This is a genomic window from Streptomyces gelaticus (assembly GCF_014649535.1).
GTDB lineage: Bacteria > Actinomycetota > Actinomycetes > Streptomycetales > Streptomycetaceae > Streptomyces > Streptomyces gelaticus.
Genome location: NZ_BMTF01000006.1, coordinates 299,003 through 319,344, shown reverse-complemented (window position 1 = coordinate 319,344; position 20,342 = coordinate 299,003). Strand labels below are relative to the sequence as shown.

General features: G+C 69.9%; 19 protein-coding genes. 3 read left to right on the top strand and 16 right to left on the bottom strand.

Annotation, left to right across the window (positions count from 1 at the left end; all coding sequences use genetic code 11):
• Positions 1–42: 42 nt before the first annotated feature.
• The 14 genes from IE107_RS12070 to pgsA all read right to left on the bottom strand — a co-directional run bounded on the left by IE107_RS12070 (position 43) and on the right by pgsA (position 12,628).
• Complete coding sequence (locus IE107_RS12070) at positions 43–594, bottom strand: adenine phosphoribosyltransferase (protein ID WP_189543723.1); 552 nt, start codon at positions 592–594, stop codon at positions 43–45.
• Positions 591–1,694 (bottom strand): protein translocase subunit SecF, encoded by a 1,104-nt coding sequence (secF, locus tag IE107_RS12065; RefSeq protein WP_189543722.1) that lies wholly within the window; start codon positions 1,692–1,694, stop codon positions 591–593. Before secF ends, IE107_RS12070 begins: the two co-directional genes overlap by 4 nt.
• Position 1,695: 1 nt before the next feature.
• A complete protein-coding gene (gene secD / locus IE107_RS12060; RefSeq protein WP_189543721.1) occupies positions 1,696–3,435 on the bottom strand; it encodes a protein translocase subunit SecD in 1,740 nt (579 codons plus the stop codon).
• A gap of 147 nt (positions 3,436–3,582) precedes the next feature.
• The gene (gene yajC / locus IE107_RS12055) at positions 3,583–4,077 is read right to left on the bottom strand and encodes a preprotein translocase subunit YajC (RefSeq protein WP_189543720.1); all 495 of its coding nucleotides are present in this window, start codon (positions 4,075–4,077) and stop codon (positions 3,583–3,585) included.
• A 165-nt stretch (positions 4,078–4,242) separates the two neighbouring features.
• Positions 4,243–5,316, bottom strand: coding sequence for a Holliday junction branch migration DNA helicase RuvB (ruvB, locus tag IE107_RS12050; protein ID WP_189543719.1), 1,074 nt, complete (start codon positions 5,314–5,316; stop codon positions 4,243–4,245).
• 83 nt (positions 5,317–5,399) lie between these two features.
• The gene (gene ruvA / locus IE107_RS12045) at positions 5,400–6,026 is read right to left on the bottom strand and encodes a Holliday junction branch migration protein RuvA (RefSeq protein WP_189543718.1); all 627 of its coding nucleotides are present in this window, start codon (positions 6,024–6,026) and stop codon (positions 5,400–5,402) included.
• The gene (gene ruvC, locus IE107_RS12040) at positions 6,023–6,595 is read right to left on the bottom strand and encodes a crossover junction endodeoxyribonuclease RuvC (protein WP_189543717.1); all 573 of its coding nucleotides are present in this window, start codon (positions 6,593–6,595) and stop codon (positions 6,023–6,025) included. The genes ruvA and ruvC overlap by 4 nt, the downstream gene beginning before the upstream one ends.
• 124 nt (positions 6,596–6,719) lie before the next feature.
• Complete coding sequence (locus tag IE107_RS12035; protein ID WP_189543716.1) at positions 6,720–7,472, bottom strand: YebC/PmpR family DNA-binding transcriptional regulator; 753 nt, start codon at positions 7,470–7,472, stop codon at positions 6,720–6,722.
• Between the two features lie 61 nt (positions 7,473–7,533).
• Positions 7,534–8,127 (bottom strand): pyridoxal 5'-phosphate synthase glutaminase subunit PdxT, encoded by a 594-nt coding sequence (gene pdxT, locus IE107_RS12030; protein ID WP_189543715.1) that lies wholly within the window; start codon positions 8,125–8,127, stop codon positions 7,534–7,536.
• Positions 8,128–8,133: 6 nt separating this feature from the next.
• Positions 8,134–9,054 carry a pyridoxal 5'-phosphate synthase lyase subunit PdxS gene (gene pdxS / locus IE107_RS12025; RefSeq protein WP_093898403.1) on the bottom strand — a complete coding sequence of 307 codons (921 nt, stop codon included), beginning with the start codon at positions 9,052–9,054 and terminating at the stop codon, positions 8,134–8,136.
• Positions 9,055–9,223: 169 nt separating this feature from the next.
• Entirely contained in the window at positions 9,224–9,769 is a 546-nt protein-coding gene (locus tag IE107_RS12020) for a LemA family protein (RefSeq protein ID WP_189543714.1), read from the bottom strand.
• Between the two features lie 74 nt (positions 9,770–9,843).
• Complete coding sequence (locus IE107_RS12015; RefSeq protein WP_189543713.1) at positions 9,844–11,025, bottom strand: glycosyltransferase family 4 protein; 1,182 nt, start codon at positions 11,023–11,025, stop codon at positions 9,844–9,846.
• Entirely contained in the window at positions 11,022–11,957 is a 936-nt protein-coding gene (locus tag IE107_RS12010; RefSeq protein ID WP_189543712.1) for a phosphatidylinositol mannoside acyltransferase, read from the bottom strand. Before IE107_RS12010 ends, IE107_RS12015 begins: the two co-directional genes overlap by 4 nt.
• Positions 11,954–12,628 carry a phosphatidylinositol phosphate synthase gene (gene pgsA / locus IE107_RS12005; RefSeq protein ID WP_189543711.1) on the bottom strand — a complete coding sequence of 225 codons (675 nt, stop codon included), beginning with the start codon at positions 12,626–12,628 and terminating at the stop codon, positions 11,954–11,956. Before pgsA ends, IE107_RS12010 begins: the two co-directional genes overlap by 4 nt.
• A 265-nt stretch (positions 12,629–12,893) precedes the next feature.
• On the opposite strand from pgsA, the gene IE107_RS12000 reads away from it, so the two are divergent.
• Both IE107_RS12000 and IE107_RS11995 read left to right on the top strand, forming a co-directional pair.
• Entirely contained in the window at positions 12,894–15,119 is a 2,226-nt protein-coding gene (locus IE107_RS12000; protein ID WP_189543710.1) for an elongation factor G-like protein EF-G2, read from the top strand.
• Positions 15,120–15,266: 147 nt separating this feature from the next.
• Positions 15,267–16,937 (top strand): AbeC-like domain-containing protein, encoded by a 1,671-nt coding sequence (locus IE107_RS11995; protein ID WP_189543709.1) that lies wholly within the window; start codon positions 15,267–15,269, stop codon positions 16,935–16,937.
• A gap of 78 nt (positions 16,938–17,015) precedes the next feature.
• Here IE107_RS11995 and IE107_RS11990 read toward each other — a convergent pair whose 3' ends face one another.
• Complete coding sequence (locus IE107_RS11990) at positions 17,016–17,576, bottom strand: HIT family protein (protein WP_189543708.1); 561 nt, start codon at positions 17,574–17,576, stop codon at positions 17,016–17,018.
• Between the two features lie 66 nt (positions 17,577–17,642).
• On the opposite strand from IE107_RS11990, the gene IE107_RS11985 reads away from it, so the two are divergent.
• Positions 17,643–18,320: a potassium channel family protein gene (locus IE107_RS11985; protein WP_189543707.1), complete on the top strand. Its 678-nt coding sequence runs from the start codon at positions 17,643–17,645 to the stop codon at positions 18,318–18,320.
• 30 nt (positions 18,321–18,350) lie between these two features.
• On the opposite strand, the gene thrS is transcribed toward IE107_RS11985, so the two are convergent.
• Positions 18,351–20,327 carry a threonine--tRNA ligase gene (gene thrS, locus IE107_RS11980; RefSeq protein WP_189543706.1) on the bottom strand — a complete coding sequence of 659 codons (1,977 nt, stop codon included), beginning with the start codon at positions 20,325–20,327 and terminating at the stop codon, positions 18,351–18,353.
• Positions 20,328–20,342 lie beyond the last annotated feature (15 nt).

Genomic DNA, 20,342 nt, shown 5'->3' with positions numbered 1-20,342 from the left:
TCCGTATGCACATGATCGGCTGCCGCGTACGGCCGGTGCTGCTCAGACCGTGAGCAGCACCTCCAGCGGCGCGCCGCGCAGGCCCTGCTCCAGACGGGCCCGTCCGGGCAGGAAGCCGAGCTCCATGAGGACCGCGACGCCCGCGACCTCGGCACCGGCCCGCCGGATCAGCTCCAGCGAGGCCTCGGCGGTGCCACCGGTGGCGAGGACGTCGTCGATGACCATGATCCGGTCGTCGCCAGACAGGTCCTCCGCGTGGATCTCGATCTCGGCGGTGCCGTACTCCAGGTCGTACGCCTGGCCGAGCGTGGCTCCGGGCAGCTTGCCCGCCTTGCGGACGGGCACGAAGCCGAGCCCGGCCCGGACCGCGACCGGGGCGGCCAGGATGAAGCCGCGTGCTTCCAGGCCGACGACCTTCGTGGCGCCGTGCCGTACGCACAGCTCCGCGAGGGTGTCGGTGAGGGCCGCGAACGCCGTGGGGTCCGCGAGCAGCGGCGTGATGTCCTTGAACAGCACGCCCTGCTTCGGGTAGTCCGGCACGTCGCGGATCCGGCTGAGCAGGAGCGCGCGGGTGCTGTCGGTGGTACTGGTCATCGACGCTTCCCCTGGGTCCGGCCTTGGCCCCTGGGGGGCTGCTGGCGCTGGCCGACGACAGCGGCGGCGGGTGCGGCGTCCTGGGGGTAGCCGTCGTCCGACGGGTCGTCCTCGCCGGACTCGCCCTTGGCGGCGGCTGCGGCGCGCTTGGCGAGGACCCGCTTCTTCAGGGCCTTCATCTGCGGGTCGCGTTCCTTGAGGTCGGCGACGAGCGGGGTGGCGATGAAGATCGAGGAATACGCACCGGCCGCGAGGCCGACGAACAGCGACAGCGAGATGTCGTTCAGCATGCCGGCGCCGAGGACACCGCCGCCGATGAAGAGCAGACCGGCGACGGGGAGCAGGGCCACGACGGTGGTGTTGATGGAGCGGACCAGTGTGCCGTTGATCGAGCGGTTGGCGATCTCGCTGTATGTCCAGCGGGTCTGCTTGGTGATGTCGTTCGTGCTCTCCCTGAGGCTGTCGAAGACGACGACCGTGTCGTAGAGGGAGTATCCGAGGATCGTCAGCAGACCGATCACGGTGCCCGGGGTGACCTCGAAACCGACCAGGGCGTAGATGCCGACCGTGATGGTGATGTCGTGGATCAGTGCGACCAGGGCCGCGATCGCCATGCGCCACTCGAAGGCGATGGCCAGGTAGATCACCACGAGGACCATGAAGATGCCGAGGCCGGTCCAGGCCTTGTTGGCGATCTGCTCACCCCAGCTGGGGCCGACCAGGTCGGCGGCGATCTTCTCCGCCGGGACGTCGAGATCCTTGGAGAGCTTGCCCTTGATCTCGTCGGACTTCGCAGTGTCGACCTCGGTGATCTGGATGCGCAGACCGCCGTTGCCGAGCTTCTGGACGATCGCCTGGTGGCCGGAGGCCTCCGTGGCCAGGTCCTCCGCCTCGGCGACGGTGACGCTGGTCTTCGGGGTGGTGAAGACCGCGCCGCCCTTGAACTCGATGCCCATGTTCAGGCCGCTGACCGCCAGGCCGACGATGGCCGTGATGGTGATCAGGATCGAGATCCCGTACCAGATCTTGCGCTTGCCGATGAAGTCGTAGCCGACCTCGCCTCGGTAGAGACGGGCGCCGAGGGTGCCGAGTCGCGACATCTCACGCCTCCTTCGGTTCAGTGGGGGCGTTGACACGGCGCGAGCGGCGCAGCGGAGGTTTGGCGCCGAGCCGCTTCGGGTCCAGACCGGACCACGGGTGACCGCTTGCGAAGAACTTCGTACGGGCCATCAGCGTCATGACGGGCTTGGTGAAGAAGAACACCACGACCACGTCGAGCAGAGTGGTGAGACCCAGCGTGAACGCGAAGCCCTGGACCTTGCCGACGGTGACGACGAAGAGCACCGCGGCGGCGAGGAACGACACGAAGTCGGAGACCAGGATGGTGCGCCGGGCGCGCGGCCAGGCCCGTTCGACGGCCGGGCGGAGCGTGCGGCCCTCACGGATCTCGTCGCGGACCCGTTCGAAGTACACGATGAAGGAGTCCGCGGTGATACCGATGGCCACGATGGCGCCGCAGACAGCCGGGAGGTTCAGCGCGAAGCCGATGGCCGGGCCGAGCAGCGACATGATCGTGTAGGTCAGGATGCCGGAGACCAGGAGGCTCAGGAGCGCGATGAGCGCGAGTCCCCGGTAGTAGGCCACCAGGTAGACGACCACCAGGGCCAGACCGATGGCACCGGCGATCAGACCGGCCTGGAGCTGCTCGCCACCGAGCGCGGCGGTGACCGTGGTGACGCTCTGCTCCTTGAACGAGAGCGGGAGCGCACCGTAGGAGAGCACGTTGGCCAGGTCCTCGGCGGACTGCTGGGTGAAGCTGCCGGAGATCTCGGCGCTGCCGCTGAGCGTGGTGTTCACCTGGGGCGCGGAGACGACCTCGCCGTCCAGGGAGATGGCGAACTGGTTCTGCGGGGACTGCTGCGCGGAGAGCTTCTTGGTGATCGTCTGGAACTGCTTGGAGCCCTGCTTGGTGAACTCCATGTTGACGACCCACATGCCACGCTGCTGGTCGAAGCCGGCCTTGGCGTTGTCGACCTCGGTGCCGGACACCTCGGACGGACCGAGGACGTACTTCGCGTCGCCCTCCGAGCTGCATGCGACGACCGTGTCGGTGGGCTTGGCCCCCCGTGCGGCCGCGGCGCGGGACGCCTTGCTGGAGCAGTCGAGCGCCGCGAACTGCTTCTGCAGCTTGGCGGCAGCAGCCTCGTCGGCGGCGGATGCCGACGGCGTGGTGTCGGCCTTGGGCGTGGTGCTCGCCTTGGGGGTGGGCGTGGAGTCGGCCTTGAGTGCGCCGGTGACCGCGCGGCCCTGGGTGGTGGCGCTCCCGCTGGGTGTCGCCGAGGCCTTCCCCTTGTCCGCGGTGGGAGCGCTGGGGCTGCCGGACGGAGTGGGCTTGCCGGACGACGAGGCGCTGGGCTCCGGGGTGGGCGTGCCCTGGGCGACGGTCAGCACCGGCCGGAAGTACAGCTTGGCCGTGGTGCCGACCTGCTCCCGGGCCTGGGCGGAGTTCGTGCCCTTGGGGATGTTGACGATGATGTTGCGATCGCCCTGCGTCTGGACCTCGGCCTCGGAGACACCAAGACCATTGACACGGCGCTCCATGATCTGGACCGCCGTGTCCATGTTGGTCTTGTTGATTGCCGATTCCTGGCCCGGCTCGCTCTTCGCCTCAAGCGTGATGGACGTGCCGCCCGCCAGGTCGATGCCGAGCCGTGGGGTCGGCTGATCGGCCAGGAACATCCCGCCGGTGAGCGCGACCATGGCGATCAGGATCAGAGCCAGGGAACGCCCCGGCCTGCCCTGACCGCCGGCCGGCCCTCGGCTCTTCTTCGGTGCTGCCACCTTCTCGTTTCTCCCTGTCCAACCGCCCCGCGCCGGGTACGCGCCCAAGCGGCCACGAAGTGTAGTGGGGACCCGCCCCCGCAGAAGATCGCACGGACCGGGGAGCGCCGGGCGCCAATGGGCTCACGACACTCCCCGGGGCGTGGGTTACTTCGCGTCGGCCTCGCCGTCGGTCTTGCCCTCGGACTTCTTGTCGGACTTGTCGGACCCGGCGTCCGTCGGCTCGGCATCGTCGGCCTCGGCCTTCTTGCCCAGGTCGATCTTGGCGTCGTCCGAGGTGTCCTCGTCGTCGCTCGCCTCGGTCAGCGAGGAGGCGTCGTCCGGCACGACGGCGCCGTCGAGGTCGAGGTCGTCCTCGCCGTCGCCGTGGACGATGCGGTTGTACTCCGCGTCGTCGAGGACGGCGCCAACGGCGTTCTTCGCGTAGATGGCGTGGACGCCAGGCGCGATCTCGAGGAGAACCGTGTCGTCGTGCAGTTCCTTGACGGTGGCGTACATGCCCCCGATCGTCCGGACGCCGGTACCGGGCTGCATCTCGTTGCGCATCTGGACGGCGGCCGCCTGCTTCTTCTTGGCGGACCGCGTCATCAGGAACATGGCCCCGATGAGCACGATGAAGGGGAGGAGAGTCACGGGATTCACGGGACGAGTTTCCTTCGCACGACCGCGCTGGAGGGCGGCCTGTATCTACGGGGGTGGGTACACCGACCTGTAAGGGCGGCATCGGCGGAGTCTAAGCGAGTCCGCATCGATGGAACAACGCCCGAAGACGCGTCGTGGTTCCTGCTCCGGTCAACCTGTGACACATCACGCCCCGAACAGGCCCTGTTGTCCCTTTCCACCTTGCTGCGGAGGTACGAGACCGAGGTGGGCCCAGGCCGCGGGCGTCGCGACCCGGCCCCGCGGCGTCCTGGCCAGCAGTCCTTCCCGGACCAGGAAGGGCTCCGCGACCTCCTCGACGGTTTCGCGCTCCTCCCCCACGGCGACCGCGAGGGTGGACAACCCGACCGGTCCGCCGCCGAAGAGCTTCAGCAGGGCGCCGAGCACCGCGCGGTCGAGCCGGTCGAGGCCGCGGGCGTCGACCTCGTAGACCCCCAGGGCCGCGGCGGCGACCGGGCGGTCGATCCGCCCGTCGGCCTTGACCTGGGCGTAGTCCCGGACGCGGCGCAGCAGCCGGTTGGCGATGCGGGGGGTGCCGCGGGAACGGCCGGCGATCTCGGCGGCTCCGTCCGCGTCTATCTCCACGTCGAGGAGGCGGGCGGAGCGGTGGACGACGCGCTCCAGCTCGGTGGGTGCGTAGAACTCCATGTGGCCGGTGAAGCCGAAGCGGTCGCGCAGCGGCGGCGGCAGCAGTCCGGCCCTGGTGGTCGCGCCGACCAGGGTGAAGGGCGGCAGTTCCAGCGGGATGGCGGTGGCCCCGGGGCCCTTGCCGACGATGACGTCGACCCGGAAGTCCTCCATCGCCATGTAGAGCATCTCCTCGGCCGGCCGCGACATGCGGTGGATCTCGTCGAGGAAGAGGACCTCGCCCTCCTGGAGGGAGGAGAGGATTGCGGCGAGATCACCCGCGTGCTGGATGGCGGGGCCGGAGGTGATCCGGATCGGCGCGCCCATCTCGGCCGCGATGATCATGGAAAGGGTGGTCTTGCCGAGGCCGGGGGCACCGGAGAGCAGGACGTGGTCGGCGGTGGCGCCGCGGGCCCGGGCCGCCTTGAGGACCAGATCGAGCTGTTCGCGCACCTTCTCCTGGCCGACGAATTCGTCGAGGTCCTTCGGGCGCAGCGCAGCCTCGACCGCGGTGTCCTCGCCGTCCGCGTCGGCCTGGACGAGGCGCTCGTCGAGCCGCTCGTCGGTGTCGGGTCCGGTCTCGTCCCAGTTCATTCAGTCTGTCCCGCCTCGGGTGTTTGGGTGCCGTGCGGTGCGCGGCCCGGCGTCGGGGTGTTCCCCGGGGTGTCGCGCTCCGGTCAGCGCGCGCGGTTGAGGGTCTGCAGTGCGGCGCGCAGCAGCTGCGGCACGGGCGCCTGCCCGCCGTCGGCGATGGCCGCCTCGGCCTGGGGGGCGACGGCGGTGACCGCTTCGTCGGCCTCGCGGGTGGCGTAGCCGAGGCCGATCAGGGCGGCCTGGAGCTGATCGCGCCAGGAGGAGGAGACGGAGGTGCCGATGCCCTGACGGCCGATGTGGGCGCCGACGGGCTCGCCGAGTCTGTCCTTCAGTTCGAGGAGGAGTTTCTGCGCGCCCTTCTTGCCGATGCCGGAGACGGCGGTGAGCGCCTTCTCGTCGCCGGTGGCGACCGCGGTGCGCAGGGCGTCGGGGCTGTGGGTGGCGAGCATGGCCTGGGCGAGCCGGGGCCCGACCCCGCTGGCGGTCTGGAGCAGCTCGAAGACCTGCCGCTCGTCGTCGTCGGCGAAGCCGTAGAGCGTGAGGGAGTCCTCCCGTACGACAAGAGAGGTGGCGAGCCTGGCCTCCTTGCCGATCCGGAGGTCGGCGAGGGTGTTCGGCGTGCACTGGACGGCCATGCCGATGCCGCCGACCTCGATCACGGCCGTGGTCGGGGCGAGTGCGGCCACGGGGCCGCTGACGAAGGCGATCATCGGGGGACCTTCCGGACGGGAACTGCGGGTGTACGGGGAACGCGCCGGGTGCCGGCCGCGGCGGCTGCCGCGTGTGCCTGCTGGAGGCGGTTGACGGCGGGGGCACGCCAGATGTGGCAGATGGCGAGGGCGAGGGCGTCGGCCGCGTCGGCCGGCTTCGGCGGCGCGTCGAGCCGCAGCAGCCGGGTGACCATGGCGCCGACCTGCGCCTTGTCGGCGCGGCCGCTGCCCGTGACGGCTGCCTTGACCTCGCTCGGGGTGTGCAGGGCGACGGGTATGCCGCGGCGCGAGGCGCAGAGCATGGCGACGGCGCTGGCCTGGGCGGTGCCCATGACCGTACGGACGTTGTGCTGGCTGAACACCCGTTCCACTGCGACGAATTCGGGCCGGTGTTCGTCGAGCCATTCCTCGATGCCGCGCTCGACGGCGACCAGCCGGTGGCCGAGCTCCGCATCGGTCGGGGTGCGGACGACGCCCACGCCGAGCATCGTCAGGGGGCGGCCTGCGACGCCTTCGACGACGCCGACACCGCACCGGGTCAGCCCCGGGTCCACGCCCAGCACCCGCATGGGACGCCCCCTCCGTACCGATCGGTCAACTGTTCCCGCAGGCTATCGGCTCGCACTGACAATGCGACGGGCCGACGGGGTGTGTCCCCGTCGGCCCGTCCGTGAAGGCTGCGCTGAGCCCGGCTCAGGCGTCCACCTTCTCCATGACCTCGTCCGAGACGTCGAAGTTGGCGAAGACGTTCTGCACGTCGTCGCTGTCCTCCAGCGCGTCGATCAGCTTGAAGATCTTGCGCGCGCCCTCCTCGTCCAGCTCGACCTGCATGGTCGGCAGGAAGTTGGCCTCGGCGGAGTCGTAGTCGATGCCGGCCTGCTGGAGCGCGGTACGGACCGCGACCATGTCGGTGGCCTCGCTGACGACCTCGTAGGTGTCACCGAGGTCGTTGACCTCCTCGGCACCCGCGTCGAGCACGGCGCCCAGGACGTCGTCCTCGGTCAGCTCGCCCTTGGGTACGATCACGACGCCCTTGCGGTTGAAGAGGTACGAGACCGAACCCGGGTCGGCCATCGAGCCGCCGTTGCGGGTCATCGCGACACGCACGTCGGACGCGGCACGGTTGCGGTTGTCGGTGAGGCACTCGATGAGCACCGCGACGCCGTTCGGGCCGTAACCCTCGTACATGATCGTCTGATAGTCGACGCCGCCCGCTTCGAGACCGCCCCCGCGCTTGACCGCGGAGTCGATGTTCTTGTTCGGTACGGAGCTCTTCTTCGCCTTCTGGATCGCGTCCACGAGGGTCGGATTTCCATCGGGGTCCACACCGCCGGTACGGGCCGCGACCTCGATGTTCTTGATCAGCTTCGCGAAGAGCTTGCCGCGCTTGGCGTCAATCACGGCCTTCTTGTGCTTCGTCGTAGCCCATTTAGAGTGGCCGGACATCTGCCTTCTCCTTCGCGTCACCAAAAACGATTCGAACCCGAGAGATCCTACCGGGATCGAGTCACCCGACTGCGCGCACCATGTCGACGAACAGTGCGTGAACACGGTGGTCTCCGGTCAATTCCGGGTGGAATGACGTCGCCAGGGCGTTTCCCTGACGTACGGCGACGATGTGGCCACCGTGCTCCGCCACCACCTCGGCCTGCGCGCCGACCGACTCCACCCAGGGTGCGCGGATGAAGACTCCCTCCACGGGTCCGCCCTCGATGCCGGCGACCTCGACGGCCGCCTCGAAGGACTCGTTCTGCCGCCCGAAGGCATTGCGGCGCACGATCATGTCGATTCCGCCGACCGTCTCCTGACCCGAGCGCGGGTCGAGGATCTTGTCCGCGAGCAGAATCATTCCCGCGCAGGTGCCGTAGACCGGCATCCCGTTGCGCACCCGCTCGCGCAGCGGTTCCAGCATGCCGAAGAGGGAAGCCAGCTTGGACATCGTGGTGGACTCGCCACCGGGAATGACCAGGCCGTCGACCTCGGCGAGTTCCTCGGAACGCCGGACCGGCCTGGCCAGGGCGTCAGCCGAGGCCAGGGCGATCAGGTGTTCCCGTACGTCGCCCTGGAGGGCCAGGACTCCGATCACAGGGGTGTCGCTCATCAGTCATTACCAGCCACGGTTGGCGTAGCGCTCGGCCTCGGGCAGGGTGTCGCAGTTGATGCCGACCATGGCCTCGCCGAGGTTCCGGGAAGCGTCCGCGATGATCTTCGGGTCGTCGTAGAAGGTGGTGGCCTTCACGATCGCGGCGGCGCGCTTGGCCGGGTCGCCGGACTTGAAGATTCCGGAGCCGACGAAGACGCCCTCGGCACCGAGCTGGCGCATCAGTGCGGCGTCGGCGGGGGTGGCGACACCGCCCGCGGAGAACAGCACGACGGGCAGCTTGCCGAGCTCCGCGACCTCCTTGACCAGCTCGTACGGGGCGCGGAGCTCCTTGGCGGCGGCGTACAGCTCGTTGTTGTCGTAGCCGCGCAGGCGGGCGATCTCGTTCTTGATCTGGCGCAGGTGGCGGACGGCCTCGACGACGTTGCCGGTGCCGGCCTCGCCCTTCGAGCGGATCATGGCGGCGCCCTCGGCGATCCGGCGCAGGGCCTCGCCCAGGTTGGTGGCACCGCAGACGAACGGGGTGGTGAAGGCGAACTTGTCGCTGTGGTTGACCTCGTCGGCCGGGGTGAGGACCTCGGACTCGTCGATGTAGTCCACTCCGAGGGACTGGAGGACCTGGGCCTCGACGAAGTGGCCGATACGGGACTTCGCCATCACGGGGATGGAGACGGCCTCGATGATCTCCTCGATCATGTTCGGGTCCGACATCCGGGCCACGCCGCCGTCCTTGCGGATGTCGGCCGGCACCCGCTCCAGGGCCATGACGGCCACGGCGCCCGCGTCCTCGGCGATCTTCGCCTGCTCGGCGTTGACGACGTCCATGATCACGCCGCCCTTGAGCTGCTCGGCCATGCCGCGCTTGACGCGCGCGGTGCCCGTGGCCGGGGAGTCTGCGGACTGCGGGGTGGTGGGCAGCGTGGACATGGATCGACCTCACTCGGAGAAAAAGTTGCTGAAAAGCGCTGGCTGGTGCAGTGCTGAGCAAACTCTCCGGGAACAGTCCACTGCAAGGGCCAATGGAAGGCCGGTGGATCGTTTTGGACGCGTACGGGGCGGGATGTGGCCCCTGTCACTCGCGAATACGGCCGTCCGGTCAGCTGACGGGGCGGTCCGCGAGGGCCACCGGGGGTTCGTCGTCCATCTCGAAGGCCAGCGGGAACGGGGCGTGCCCGGCCAGCCGGAACCACCGCACCTTCCGGTGCCGGCGCAGCGCACGCGCCGCGCGCACCGCGTCGTTGTGGAACCGCCGGGCCATCGGGACGCGGCGCACGGCGGCGGCGAGTTCGGACGCCGCGTCCTCACCACCGGGGATCTCCTTCACGGCCTCCACCTGTTCCGGCTCGCCGAAGACCGCCCGCAGCGCGGCGCTCAGCTCGCTCTCGGCGACCTCGCGCTGCTCCTCCTCCGCCTGACGGGCGGCGTGCGCGGCCTCGTACAGGACGATGGACGCGGCCGGGTCGAGGACGCCGGAGGTGGCCAGTTCCTGGGTGACGGACGCACGGCGCAGCAGTTGTGCGTCGAGGGCGGCCCGTGCGGCGTCGATGCGGGTGTGCAGCCGGTCGAGCCGCCCGGCGGTCCAGCTGAGGTACATGCCGATCGCGACGACCGCGACAGCGATCCAGATGAGGGTTTCGATCACGGGCGGCAAGGCTACCGTCGGGGCGCGGACGGCGTGGCGGTCCGGGTGCGGGCCCGGACCGCGGCCCCGGTCCGCTACTCCCGCGCCAGGCCGAGCCGCGCCCGCAGGCCCGTGCGTTCGTCGGCGGCCACCGAGGCCGCGCCGTCCGTCACCGTCTCGTACACCGCGAGGATGTCCGCTCCGACCGTCGACCAGTCGAACCGCCGCACATGCGCGGTGCCCCGCTCGCTCAGCTCCCTGCGCCGCTGCGGGTCGCCGAGCAGCCGGATCGCCGCCCCGGCCAGCGCGTCCGCGTCCTCGTTGGCGAAGAGTTCGCCCGCCGCGCCGAGGTCGAGCACCTGGGCGAAGGCGTCCAGATCGCTGGCGAGGACCGGAGCGCCGGCCGACATGGCCTCGACCAGGATGATGCCGAAGCTCTCGCCGCCCGTGTTGGGAGCGACGTACAGATCGACGCTGCGCAGCAGCCGCGCCTTGTCCGCGTCACTCACCATGCCCAGGAATTCGACCCGTTCGCGCATCGCCTCGGGCAGCGAGGCGACGGCCTCCTCCTCGTCGCCCCGGCCGGCGACCAGCAGTCTGGTCTCCGGGCGTGCGGCGAGGATCGCGGGCAGCGCTCTCATCAGGACGGGCAGGCCCTTGCGGGGCTCGTCGATGCGTCCGATGAAGCCGATCGTCCCGCCCTCGCTTCGCGCGTCTCCTGATTGCCACTCGGCTCTGGGCTCGGCGGCGGCGAAGAAACCGACGTCGACCCCGTTCGGGATGACGACCGCGTCGCCGCCCAGGTGCTCGACCAGGGTGCGGCGCGCGTACTCGCTCACCGCGATCCGCGCGCTGATCTTCTCCAGCGCCGGCTGGAGGATCGGGTACGCCGCGAGCATGGCCCGGGAGCGCGGGTTGGACGTGTGGAACGTGGCGACGATCGGCCCCTGAGCCGCCCAGCAGGCGAGCAGCCCCAGCGAGGGCGAGGTCGGCTCGTGGATGTGGATCACGTCGAAGGTGCCGTCGTGCAGCCAGCGGCGCACCCGGGCGGCCGAGAGGAAGCCGAAGTTCAGCCGGGCGACGGAGCCGTTGTACGGGACGGGCACGGCCCGGCCCGCCGACACCACGTACGGCGGCAGCGGCGTCTCGTCGTCGGCGGGCGCCAGCACCGACACCTGGTGCCCCAGGCGGATCAGATGCTCGGCCAGGTCGCGGATGTGGAACTGCACACCGCCCGGTACGTCCCAGGAGTACGGGCAGACGATGCCGATCTTCACGTCGTCTCCTCCCGGGGCTCCAGATCGGCGAGCCAGAGCCGTTGCAGCATGTGCCAGTCCTCCGGATGGTCGGCGATTCCGACGGCGAAGGCATCGGCCAGCGCCTGTGTCATCGAGGACGTCTTCTCCGTGCGGCTGCCCGACTCGGGCGTCTCGACCGGCGGATGGATGCGCGCCTTCATCACGGGCGTGTCGTCGTAGCCGAGCGTCACGGGCAGCAGCAGCGCACCGGTCTGCTGGGCCAGCAGCGCGGGCCCGGCCGGCATCCGCGCGGTGTCGCCGAAGAACTTCACCTCGACGCCGGAGGCGGACAGATCACGGTCGGCGACCAGGCAGACCAGCCCGCCTGCCCGCAGCCGCCGTGCCAGGGTGCCGAAGGCGGCGCCGCCGCTGTGCGGCAGGACCTCCATCCCGAGCCCCTCGCGGTAGGCCACGAACCGGTCGTACAGCGTCTCGGGCCTGAGCCGCTCGGCGACCGTGGTGAAGGGCACCTCGAGATCGGTGGTGACCCAGGCTCCCGCCAGGTCCCAGTTGGCCAGGTGCGGCAGGGCGAGGATGACGCCGCGGCCGGTGTCGAGGCCCTCGGTCAGTCGGTGCGCGTCGGTCACCTCTATGGATGCCTTGATCCGGTCCGGGTTCCAGGTGGGCAGCCGGAACGACTCCATCCAGTAGCGCATGTACGAGCGCATCCCGGCCCTGGAGAGCTCGGCCAGCTGGGCCGGTGACGCTTCGGGTACGACCCGTGCCAGATTGGACTCCAGCCGCAGCACGCTCTTGCCGCGCCGCTTCCAGACCTGGTCGGCGATGGTACGGAAGAGCGTCCGGGCGACCGGTTCGGGGAGCTTCTTGACTGCGCTCCAGCCGAGCCCGTACAGCCCGTCGGTCAGCCGGTCCCGCAGGCCGGTGGGCGTCTGTCCGGGGGCGTCGCTCACTGTGCGGTCCCGCTCCCCGGGCCGGCGGCGGCAGCCTCCGCCGCGTCGGCCTCCGCGGACTCGCGGCGCACGGTCACGACCCGCTGCACCAGCGTGATCAGGCTGCCAACGGCGACGATCCACAGCGCGATCGGCAGCACAACCTGGATGCCGGGGACACCGAACTTGTGCAGGCCCGCGAAACCGGCCGCGACCAGTGAGATCACCAGCCGCTCGGCACGCTCCACGAGACCGTTCACCGCGACCGGCAGCCCGATCGACTCGCCGCGCGCCTTGGTGTACGAGACCACCTGGCCGCTGGCCAGGCAGAAGATCGCGACGGCGCAGAGCACGTTGTCGTCGCCGCTGCCCGCGTACCAGAGCGCGAATCCGCCGAAGATCGCCCCGTCGGCGACCCGGTCCAGGGTCGAGTCCAGGAACGCGCCCCAGCGGCTGGAGATACCGGCCTGCCGGGCCATGTTGCCGTCGACGAGGTCGGAGAAGACGAAGATCGTGATGACGATCGTGCCCCAGAAAAACTCCCCCATCGGGAAGAAGACCAGCGCACCTGCCACCACCCCGGCCGTACCGATCAGGGTGACCGCGTCAGGGCTCACACCGAGACGGAGCAACAGAGCGGCGAACGGTGTGAGGACACGCGTAAAAAATGCACGCGCGTACTTGTTCAGCATGGCCTTCCCGAGGGTCGGTGGGCCGAGCGGCCCCTACGGCCACCGGCTGGCCCATCGTAGTCACGCCCGCCGGACTCCACCGTCCGGGCACCCGGCCTCGCGCGGCGCCGTGCCTTGTATGGACGCGACCTGGCCCGAGTGGAAAGCTCGAATTACCGCGGGCGTCGCCGCAGCCGCCGAGGCGGCTCCCCGTGCCCGTGCACATCTCCCCACATCGCGTCGGTATTCCCCTCCGCTTCGCACCACCACCAGGGAGGCACGCATCATGGGCGACAGGACAAACGCGCACACCGGGGCCGCCGGCAGGGCAGCGACGGCCGGCCGGCCCTCATCCGTACGGAATGTGGTGCTGGTCGGCCACAGCGGCTCCGGAAAGACCACCCTCGTCGAGGCCCTGGCACAGACCGCGGGCGCGGTCAACCGGGCCGGCCGGGTCGAGGACGGCACCACCGTCTCCGACTACGACGGGATCGAGCATCGCCAGCAGCGCTCCGTACAGCTCTCCGTGGTCCCCGTCGAGTGGGGCGGGTACCGGATCAATCTGCTGGACACCCCCGGTTACGCCGACTTCGTCGGGGAGCTCAGGGCCGGTCTGCGGGCGGCGGACGCGGCCCTGTTCGTCGTCTCCGCGGCCCAGGAACCCGAGGCGGTGGCGGGCGCCACCCGTGCCGTGTGGGAGGAGTGCGCGGCCGTCGGCATGCCGCGCGCCATCGTCGTCACCCACCTCGACACGGCACGCACCCCGTTCGAGGAGATGACCCGGATCTGCGGGGAGATCTTCGGCGGTGAGGACCCCGACGCCGTGCTCCCGCTCCACCTGCCCGTCCTCGGCCCCGAGGGCGCCGACGGGCACGCCCCGCTCACCGGGCTCACCGGGCTCCTCACCCGGCGGATCTTCGACTACTCCTCCGGCGAGCGGCAGGAGAAGCCGCCCGCCCCGGCCGAGCGGACGACGCTCCAGCAGGCCCGCGACCGGCTCATCGAGGGGATCATCGCCGAGAGCGAGGACGAGACCTTGATGGACCGCTATCTCGGCGGTGCCGAGGTCGATATCAGGACACTCGTCGACGATCTGGAACGCGCCGTCGCCCGGGGCACCTTCCACCCCGTCCTCACCGCGGCCCCCGCCGCCGCGGACGCCCGCCAGGGCATCGGCACCGTCGAACTCCTGGACCTGATCACCGGCGGCTTCCCGACCCCGCTGGAGCGCCCGCTCCCCGACGTCACCCCCCTCCACGGTGCGTCGCGGCCGGTCCTGACCTGCGACCCGGACGGCCCGCTCGTCGCCGAGGTGGTCAAGACGGCTTCCGACCCGTACGTGGGCCGGGTTTCGCTGGTACGTGTCTTCTCCGGCACCCTGCGTCCCGACGAGAGCGTCCATGTGTTCGGCCACGGCCTCACCGAGCCCGGCCACGAGACCCGCCCCTTCCACGAGGCCGAGGTACGCGTCGGCGCGCTCTCCTCGCCCTTCGGCAAGCAGCAGCGTCCCCTCACCGAGTGCGTCGCCGGGGATCTGGCATGCGTCGCCAAACTCGGCAGCGCCGAGACCGGGGACACCCTGTCCGACAAGGACCTGCCACTGCTGATGGACCCCTGGATCTCTCCGGACCCGCTGCTGCCGCTCGCCATCGAGGCGCACAGCAAGGCGGACGAGGACAAGCTCTCCCAAGGGCTCGCCCGGCTGGTGGCCGAGGACCCGACCATGCGCCTCGAACAGAATCAGGACACCCACCAGGTGGTCCTGTGGTGCCTGGGCGAGGCCCACCAGGACGTGGCACTGGACCGGCTGCGCAGCCGCTACGGCGTCCAGGTCGACGCCGTACCGCACAAGGTGTCGCTCCGCGAAACCTTCGCCGCCCCGTCCACCGGGCGTGGCCGACACGTGAAGCAGTCCGGCGGCCACGGGCAGTACGCCATCTGCGAGATCGACGTGGAGCCGCTGCCCCCGGGCTCGGGCATCGAATTCGTCGACAAGGTGGTCGGCGGAGCGGTGCCCCGCCAGTTCATCCCGTCCGTCGAGAAGGGCGTGCGTGCGCAGGCCGCCCGCGGGGTCGCGGCCGGACACCCGCTCGTCGACGTGCGCATCACGCTGCGGGACGGCAAGTCCCACTCGGTGGACTCCTCGGACGCGGCCTTCCAGACCGCGGGCGCGCTGGCCCTGCGCGAAGCCGCCGCGGACACCCGCATCCAGCTCCTCGAACCCGTCGCCGAGCTCCAGGTCCTGATCCCGGACGACTATGTCGGACCGGTGATGAGCGATCTGTCCGGGCGGCGCGGCAGAGTGATCGGGACCGAGCAGTCCGGCCCCGGCCGCACTCTCGTACGGGCCGAGGTGCCCGAACTGGAGATCGGCAGGTATGCGGTCGACCTGCGCTCCCTCTCCCATGGCGCCGGCCGCTTCGACCGGGCGTACGCCCGGCACGAAGCCATGCCCCCGCAGCTCGCCGAGCGCATCCGGGAGCAGCAGGAGAACAACCCGAACGACTCGTGACCAGCCATGCCGCCCGTCTTTGTCCACAGGGGCGGGCGGCGCAGCGATCCGGACGATACGCTTTGGTCCCAGCTCAGAAGGTGTGCCGGGCACGGCAGTTGGGAAACAGCCGCAGGAGCAGTTCCTCGGCAGCGAGTGGGGGCGACAGTGGCCAGCGACGGATTCGATTTCTCTCCCGGAGCGCAGATCCCGCTCCAGGGCTCGGGCGGACAGGCGGTGGCGACGAACGCCCTCGCCTCCGCCGCGTACCGCGACAGCCCGGTGGAGAAGATCCTTGAGGCCAACAGCGAATGGCACAAGTCCGAAGTCAAGGTGGGCCGTTCCAAGCTCTTCAAGTCCGACTACTTCAAGCCCAATCTCGGTGAGGCGTTCTCCCGCGCCGTCCAGGAACGCATGCTGGGCGGCGCCCGCAAGGCCCTCATCCAGTCCTTCGGGACGGACCCGCAGACCGTCGTCGAGCACTGCCTGTCGGCGACCCGCCTCCGCAAGAGCCGTGACACCAAACTCACCGCCGTCACCGCCCTGTTCGGCTTCCTCTTCCTGCCGGGCATGATCCTGTGGGTCCTCGCGTTCCGCCTGCGCGACATACTCGGCAAGACCAAGGACAAGGCACTCTCCGGGCTGGGCGCCGTCCTGCTTCCGGTCATCGGCATTGTGGCGCTGATCTTCCTGGTCGGCCTGCCACTCAACGGATTCCTGGCGCTCTACGTCCGCGCGATGATCATCGCCCCCGTCATCGGCTGGTTCATCGCCAGACGAATCGCCGAATCCTCCGCCAAGGACATGCGCGCGCGCTGGGAAGGGCTGCTCTCCGGCGGCGGGGTCGTCGCCAAGATCCCCGAGGCCGTACCGAAGAACCCCAACGAGACCTCCCGCGAGGCGCTCCGCCAGGGCCTGGAGAAGCTCTCCGCCGAGCAGCAGTCCAACTCCGTCTTCTACGCGGGCCCCAAGGGGATCCTCGGCATGGGAACCCGCTGGGGCAGCTGGCAGCTCGCCGAGGAGCTGGTCCCCAAGGAGCCCGGCAAGGAGTTCCACCAGTTCCGCAGCTGGGACCTGGTGCGGGCCATCCACGACCAGCTCAAGGTGCTGGAGCGCGGCCCGCTGAACACCGGCGGCTTCCCCACCCCGTCGGTCACCCACTGGATCGTGTCCCCCGTCGGGGAGAACGCCGATTCGGTCTCCCGCCCCGACGGCGAGGACGTCGCCACCTTCCAGGTCAAGCCGCACGAGATACAGCGGATCTGCAACCACCAGCAGTTCGGCAGCGGTGACCGGCACTATCTGGGCGTCCAGTTCACCCTCTGGGAAGGCCAGTTGATCATCACGATGATGATCACGGTCACGGTGCTCCACGAAACCCTGCGCATCGAGGTCACCGGACATGCGCTCGGCCCGGTCCACTCGCTCTTCACCAGCAAGCCCGCTGCCAAGACCAAGACGGTCAACAAGACCGTCCGGTTCTGGGAGACCCGCGACATCACGCTCCCGCTGGTCGAATCCAGCGAGGTCGTCCGCCTCGCCCTGCGCGCCCCGTTCACCTGGTACCCGCCGCTGCTGGACTACCTGGGCGGAAAGATCGCCCTGCCCGAGCCGTTCGGTCTGCGCCATGCCTGGGCCGAGAAGCCGTGGCGCCACCGCTTCATGGCGGACGACGCGATGCGCGCCGCCACGCCCGTCCTGCGCGCCGTCCACAGCGCCGCCCTGCGTGTCCTGGCGGAGAACGGCGTGGACACCGAGCGCTTCGACAACCGCTCGATGGTGCTCAGCGGCCTGGTCCAGGACCCGTCCCCGCGCAAGGCCGACGTCTACGACGCGTAGCCGGCCGCCCGGACGGCGAAGACCGCCCCGGCAGGAAGCAGCAGCCGGGGCGGCCGCGTCGGAAAGCGGCAGCCGGGCTCAGTCGACGGGCCAGGCGTCGGCCAGCATCTTGCGGGTGTCGGCGAGCAGCTGCGGCAGCACCTTCGTGTGCCCGACCACCGGCATGAAGTTGGTGTCACCGCCCCAGCGCGGTACCAGATGCTGGTGCAGATGGGCCGCGATGCCGGCCCCGGCCACCGAGCCCTGGTTCATACCGATGTTGAATCCGTGCGCCCCCGAGGCCGTCCGCAGAGCCGTCATCGCCCGCTTGGTGAAATCGGCCAGCTCCATCGTCTCCGGACCGTCGAGCTCCGTGTAGTCGGCGACGTGCCGGTACGGCACCACCATCAGATGCCCGCCGTTGTACGGGTACAGATTCAGCACGGCGTAGACATGCTTGCCGCGCGCGACGACGAGCCCGTCCTCGTCCGAATTCGACGGGATGCCGCAGAACGGGCAGCCGTCGCCGGCCTCCGGACCGGTCGGCTTGTTCTCACCCTGGATGTACGCCATCCGGTGGGGCGTCCACAGGCGCTGGAACGCATCGGGCGTTCCCACTCCGATCTGCTGCTCCGGCTCACTCGTCATGGCGATCAGCATATTGCTTCGCTCCCCGGGTGCGTGTCGCCGGGGCCGCGCCCCTGGGCGTGCGGCGATGCTGAGGTGATGAGCGACCGGTCCGCCGACTCCACTCCTCTTCGCTTCCGGCGCTGGGAGCAACGCACGGAAGTGCCGCTCTTCGGCGCCTCGCTGCTCTTCCTGCTCGGCTACGCGGTCCGCGTGCTCGTACCCGAGGACACCGAACCCTGGCGGGACATCGCCCTCGGACTGGTCGGCGCCACCTGGCTGGTCTTCGCGGCGGACTACGCCGTACGGCTCCGGCTCAGCGGTCTCGGTCTCCGCTTCGTGCGGGTGCACTGGCTGGACACGGTGGTGCTGCTGCTTCCGTTGCTGCGGCCACTGCGCCTGATCCGCGTCTACACCGCGGTCCAGCGCCGACGGGAGCAGCCGCGGCTGAGCCTGTACGCCCGCGTGATCGCCTACGCCGGGGCGACCGCCCTGCTGCTCGGCTTCTCCGCCGCGCTCGCCGTCTACGACCAGGAGCACCAGGCGCCCGGCGCTTCGATCCGTACCTTCGGCGACGCGGCGTGGTGGGCGTGCGAGACGCTGACGACCGTGGGGTACGGGGACACGGTGCCGGTCACGGCGGGCGGCCGGGTCGTGGCGTCCGGCCTGATGGCCTGCGGGCTGGCGCTGCTGGGAGCGGTGACGGGCTCGTTCTCGTCGTGGCTTGTGCAGGTCTTCACCCGGGAGGACGAGAAGAGGCCCCCGGAGCGCGAGTAGCGCTCCGGGGGGCCTCCTGCGACGTGCCGGTCAGACCTGGGCGCGGTCCTCGACGGCCTTCTGGATCTTGGCGATGGCGTCGTCGACCGGGATGCCGTTCTCCTGCGATCCGTCGCGGTAGCGGAAGGAGACGGCGCCGTTGGCCATGTCCTCATCACCCGCGATGACCATGAAGGGCACCTTGGCCTTCTGCTGGTTGCGGATCTTCTTCTGCATCCGGTCGGAGGAGGCGTCCACCTCGACCCGCAGCCCCGCCTTCCGGGCCTTGGCCGCGAACTCCTGGAGGTACGGGACGTGCGCGTCTCCGATCGGGATGCCGACCGCCTGGACCGGGGCCAGCCACACCGGGAACGCACCCGCGTAGTGCTCCAGAAGCACCGCGAAGAAACGCTCGATGGAGCCGAACAGCGCACGGTGGATCATGACCGGGCGCTGCTTGGTGCCGTCCGGGCCGGTGTACTCCAGGTCGAAGCGCTCCGGGAGGTTGAAGTCGAGCTGCACGGTCGACATCTGCCAGGTACGGCCGATGGCGTCCTTGCACTGCACCGAGATCTTCGGGCCGTAGAACGCGGCGCCGCCCGGGTCCGGGACCAGCGGCAGGCCCTGCTTCTCGGCGACCTGGCGCAGCGTCTCGGTGGCCTCTTCCCAGATCTCGTCGGAGCCGACGAACTTCTCCGGGTCCTTGGTGGAGAGCTCCAGGTAGAAGTCGGTCAGACCGTAGTCGCGCAGCAGGTTCAGGACGAAGGTGAGCGTACGGTCGAGCTCCTCCGCCATCTGCTCCTTGGTGCAGTAGATGTGTGCGTCGTCCTGCGTGAAGCCGCGCGAGCGGGTCAGGCCGTGCACCACGCCGGACTTCTCGTACCGGTACACCGTGCCGAACTCGAAGAGGCGCAGCGGCAGTTCACGGTAGGAGCGGCCGCGCGCGTCGAAGATCAGGTTGTGCATCGGGCAGTTCATCGGCTTGAGGTAGTAGTCCACCCCGTCGTCGAGCTGCATGGGCGGGTACATGCCGTCGGCGTACCAGTCCAGGTGGCCGGACTTCTCGAAAAGCTTGCCCTTGGTGGCGTGCGGGGAGTAGACGAACTCGTAGCCCTCCTCCTCGTGGCGCCGGCGCGAGTAGTCCTCCATGGCGCGGCGGATGATGCCGCCCTTGGGGTGGAAGACCGCGAGACCGGGGCCGATCTCGTCCGGGAAGGAGAAGAGGTCCAGCTCGTTGCCGAGCTTGCGGTGGTCGCGCTTGGCAGCCTCCTCCAGGAACTCCAGGTGCGCCTTCAGCTCGTCCTTGGTGGGCCACGCGGTGCCGTAGATGCGCTGGAGCATCGGGTTCTTCTCGCTGCCCCGCCAGTACGCCGCGGCGTTGCGCATCAGCTTGAACGCCGGGATGAACCGGGTGGTCGGCAGGTGCGGACCCCGGCAGAGGTCCTTCCAGCACAGATCGCCGGTCTTCGGGTCGAGGTTGTCGTAGATGGTCAGCTCGCCGCCGCCCACCTCGACGTCCGCGCCGTCGTCGGAGGATGCGGAGCCCTTGATACCGATGAGCTCCAGCTTGTACGGCTCGTCGGACAGCTCCTCACGGGCGGCCTCGTCCGTCACGACCCGGCGGGAGAACTTCTGACCCCGCTTCTGGATCTCCTGCATCTTCTTCTCGATGGCCTTGAGGTCCTCGGGCGTGAACGGCTTCTCGACGTCGAAGTCGTAGTAGAAGCCGTCCTTGACCGGCGGGCCGATGCCCAGCTTGGCCTCGGGGAAGAGCTGCTGCACGGCCTGCGCCATCACGTGCGCGGTGGAGTGCCGCAGGATGTTCAGGCCGTCCTCGGAGGAGATCTCGACGGGCTCGACGACCTCGCCGTCGGCGACGACGTACGCGAGGTCCTTCAGCTCGCCGGCGACCCGGGCGGCGACAACGGTGCGCTCGCCGGGGAAGAGCTCGGCTGCCGTAGTGCCCGTCGTCACCACGCGCTCTTCCCGCTCGGAATCGCGTTGGATGATCACACGGACGTCTGACACCGGTCTCTCCTGACT

Coding starts and splice junctions, on each gene's coding strand:
- IE107_RS12070 (WP_189543723.1), bottom strand. CDS start 594: ATGACCAGTACCACCGACAGCACCCGCGCGCTCCTGCTCAGCCGGATC.
- secF (WP_189543722.1), bottom strand. CDS start 1,694: ATGTCGCGACTCGGCACCCTCGGCGCCCGTCTCTACCGAGGCGAGGTC.
- ruvB (WP_189543719.1), bottom strand. CDS start 5,316: ATGAACTGGGACGAGACCGGACCCGACACCGACGAGCGGCTCGACGAG.
- ruvA (WP_189543718.1), bottom strand. CDS start 6,026: ATGATCGCCTTCGTCAGCGGCCCCGTGGCCGCACTCGCCCCGACCACG.
- ruvC (WP_189543717.1), bottom strand. CDS start 6,595: ATGCGGGTGCTGGGCGTGGACCCGGGGCTGACCCGGTGCGGTGTCGGC.
- IE107_RS12035 (WP_189543716.1), bottom strand. CDS start 7,472: ATGTCCGGCCACTCTAAATGGGCTACGACGAAGCACAAGAAGGCCGTG.
- pdxT (WP_189543715.1), bottom strand. CDS start 8,127: ATGAGCGACACCCCTGTGATCGGAGTCCTGGCCCTCCAGGGCGACGTA.
- pdxS (WP_093898403.1), bottom strand. CDS start 9,054: ATGTCCACGCTGCCCACCACCCCGCAGTCCGCAGACTCCCCGGCCACG.
- pgsA (WP_189543711.1), bottom strand. CDS start 12,628: ATGCTGAACAAGTACGCGCGTGCATTTTTTACGCGTGTCCTCACACCG.
- IE107_RS12000 (WP_189543710.1), top strand. CDS start 12,894: ATGGGCGACAGGACAAACGCGCACACCGGGGCCGCCGGCAGGGCAGCG.
- IE107_RS11990 (WP_189543708.1), bottom strand. CDS start 17,576: ATGCTGATCGCCATGACGAGTGAGCCGGAGCAGCAGATCGGAGTGGGA.
- IE107_RS11985 (WP_189543707.1), top strand. CDS start 17,643: ATGAGCGACCGGTCCGCCGACTCCACTCCTCTTCGCTTCCGGCGCTGG.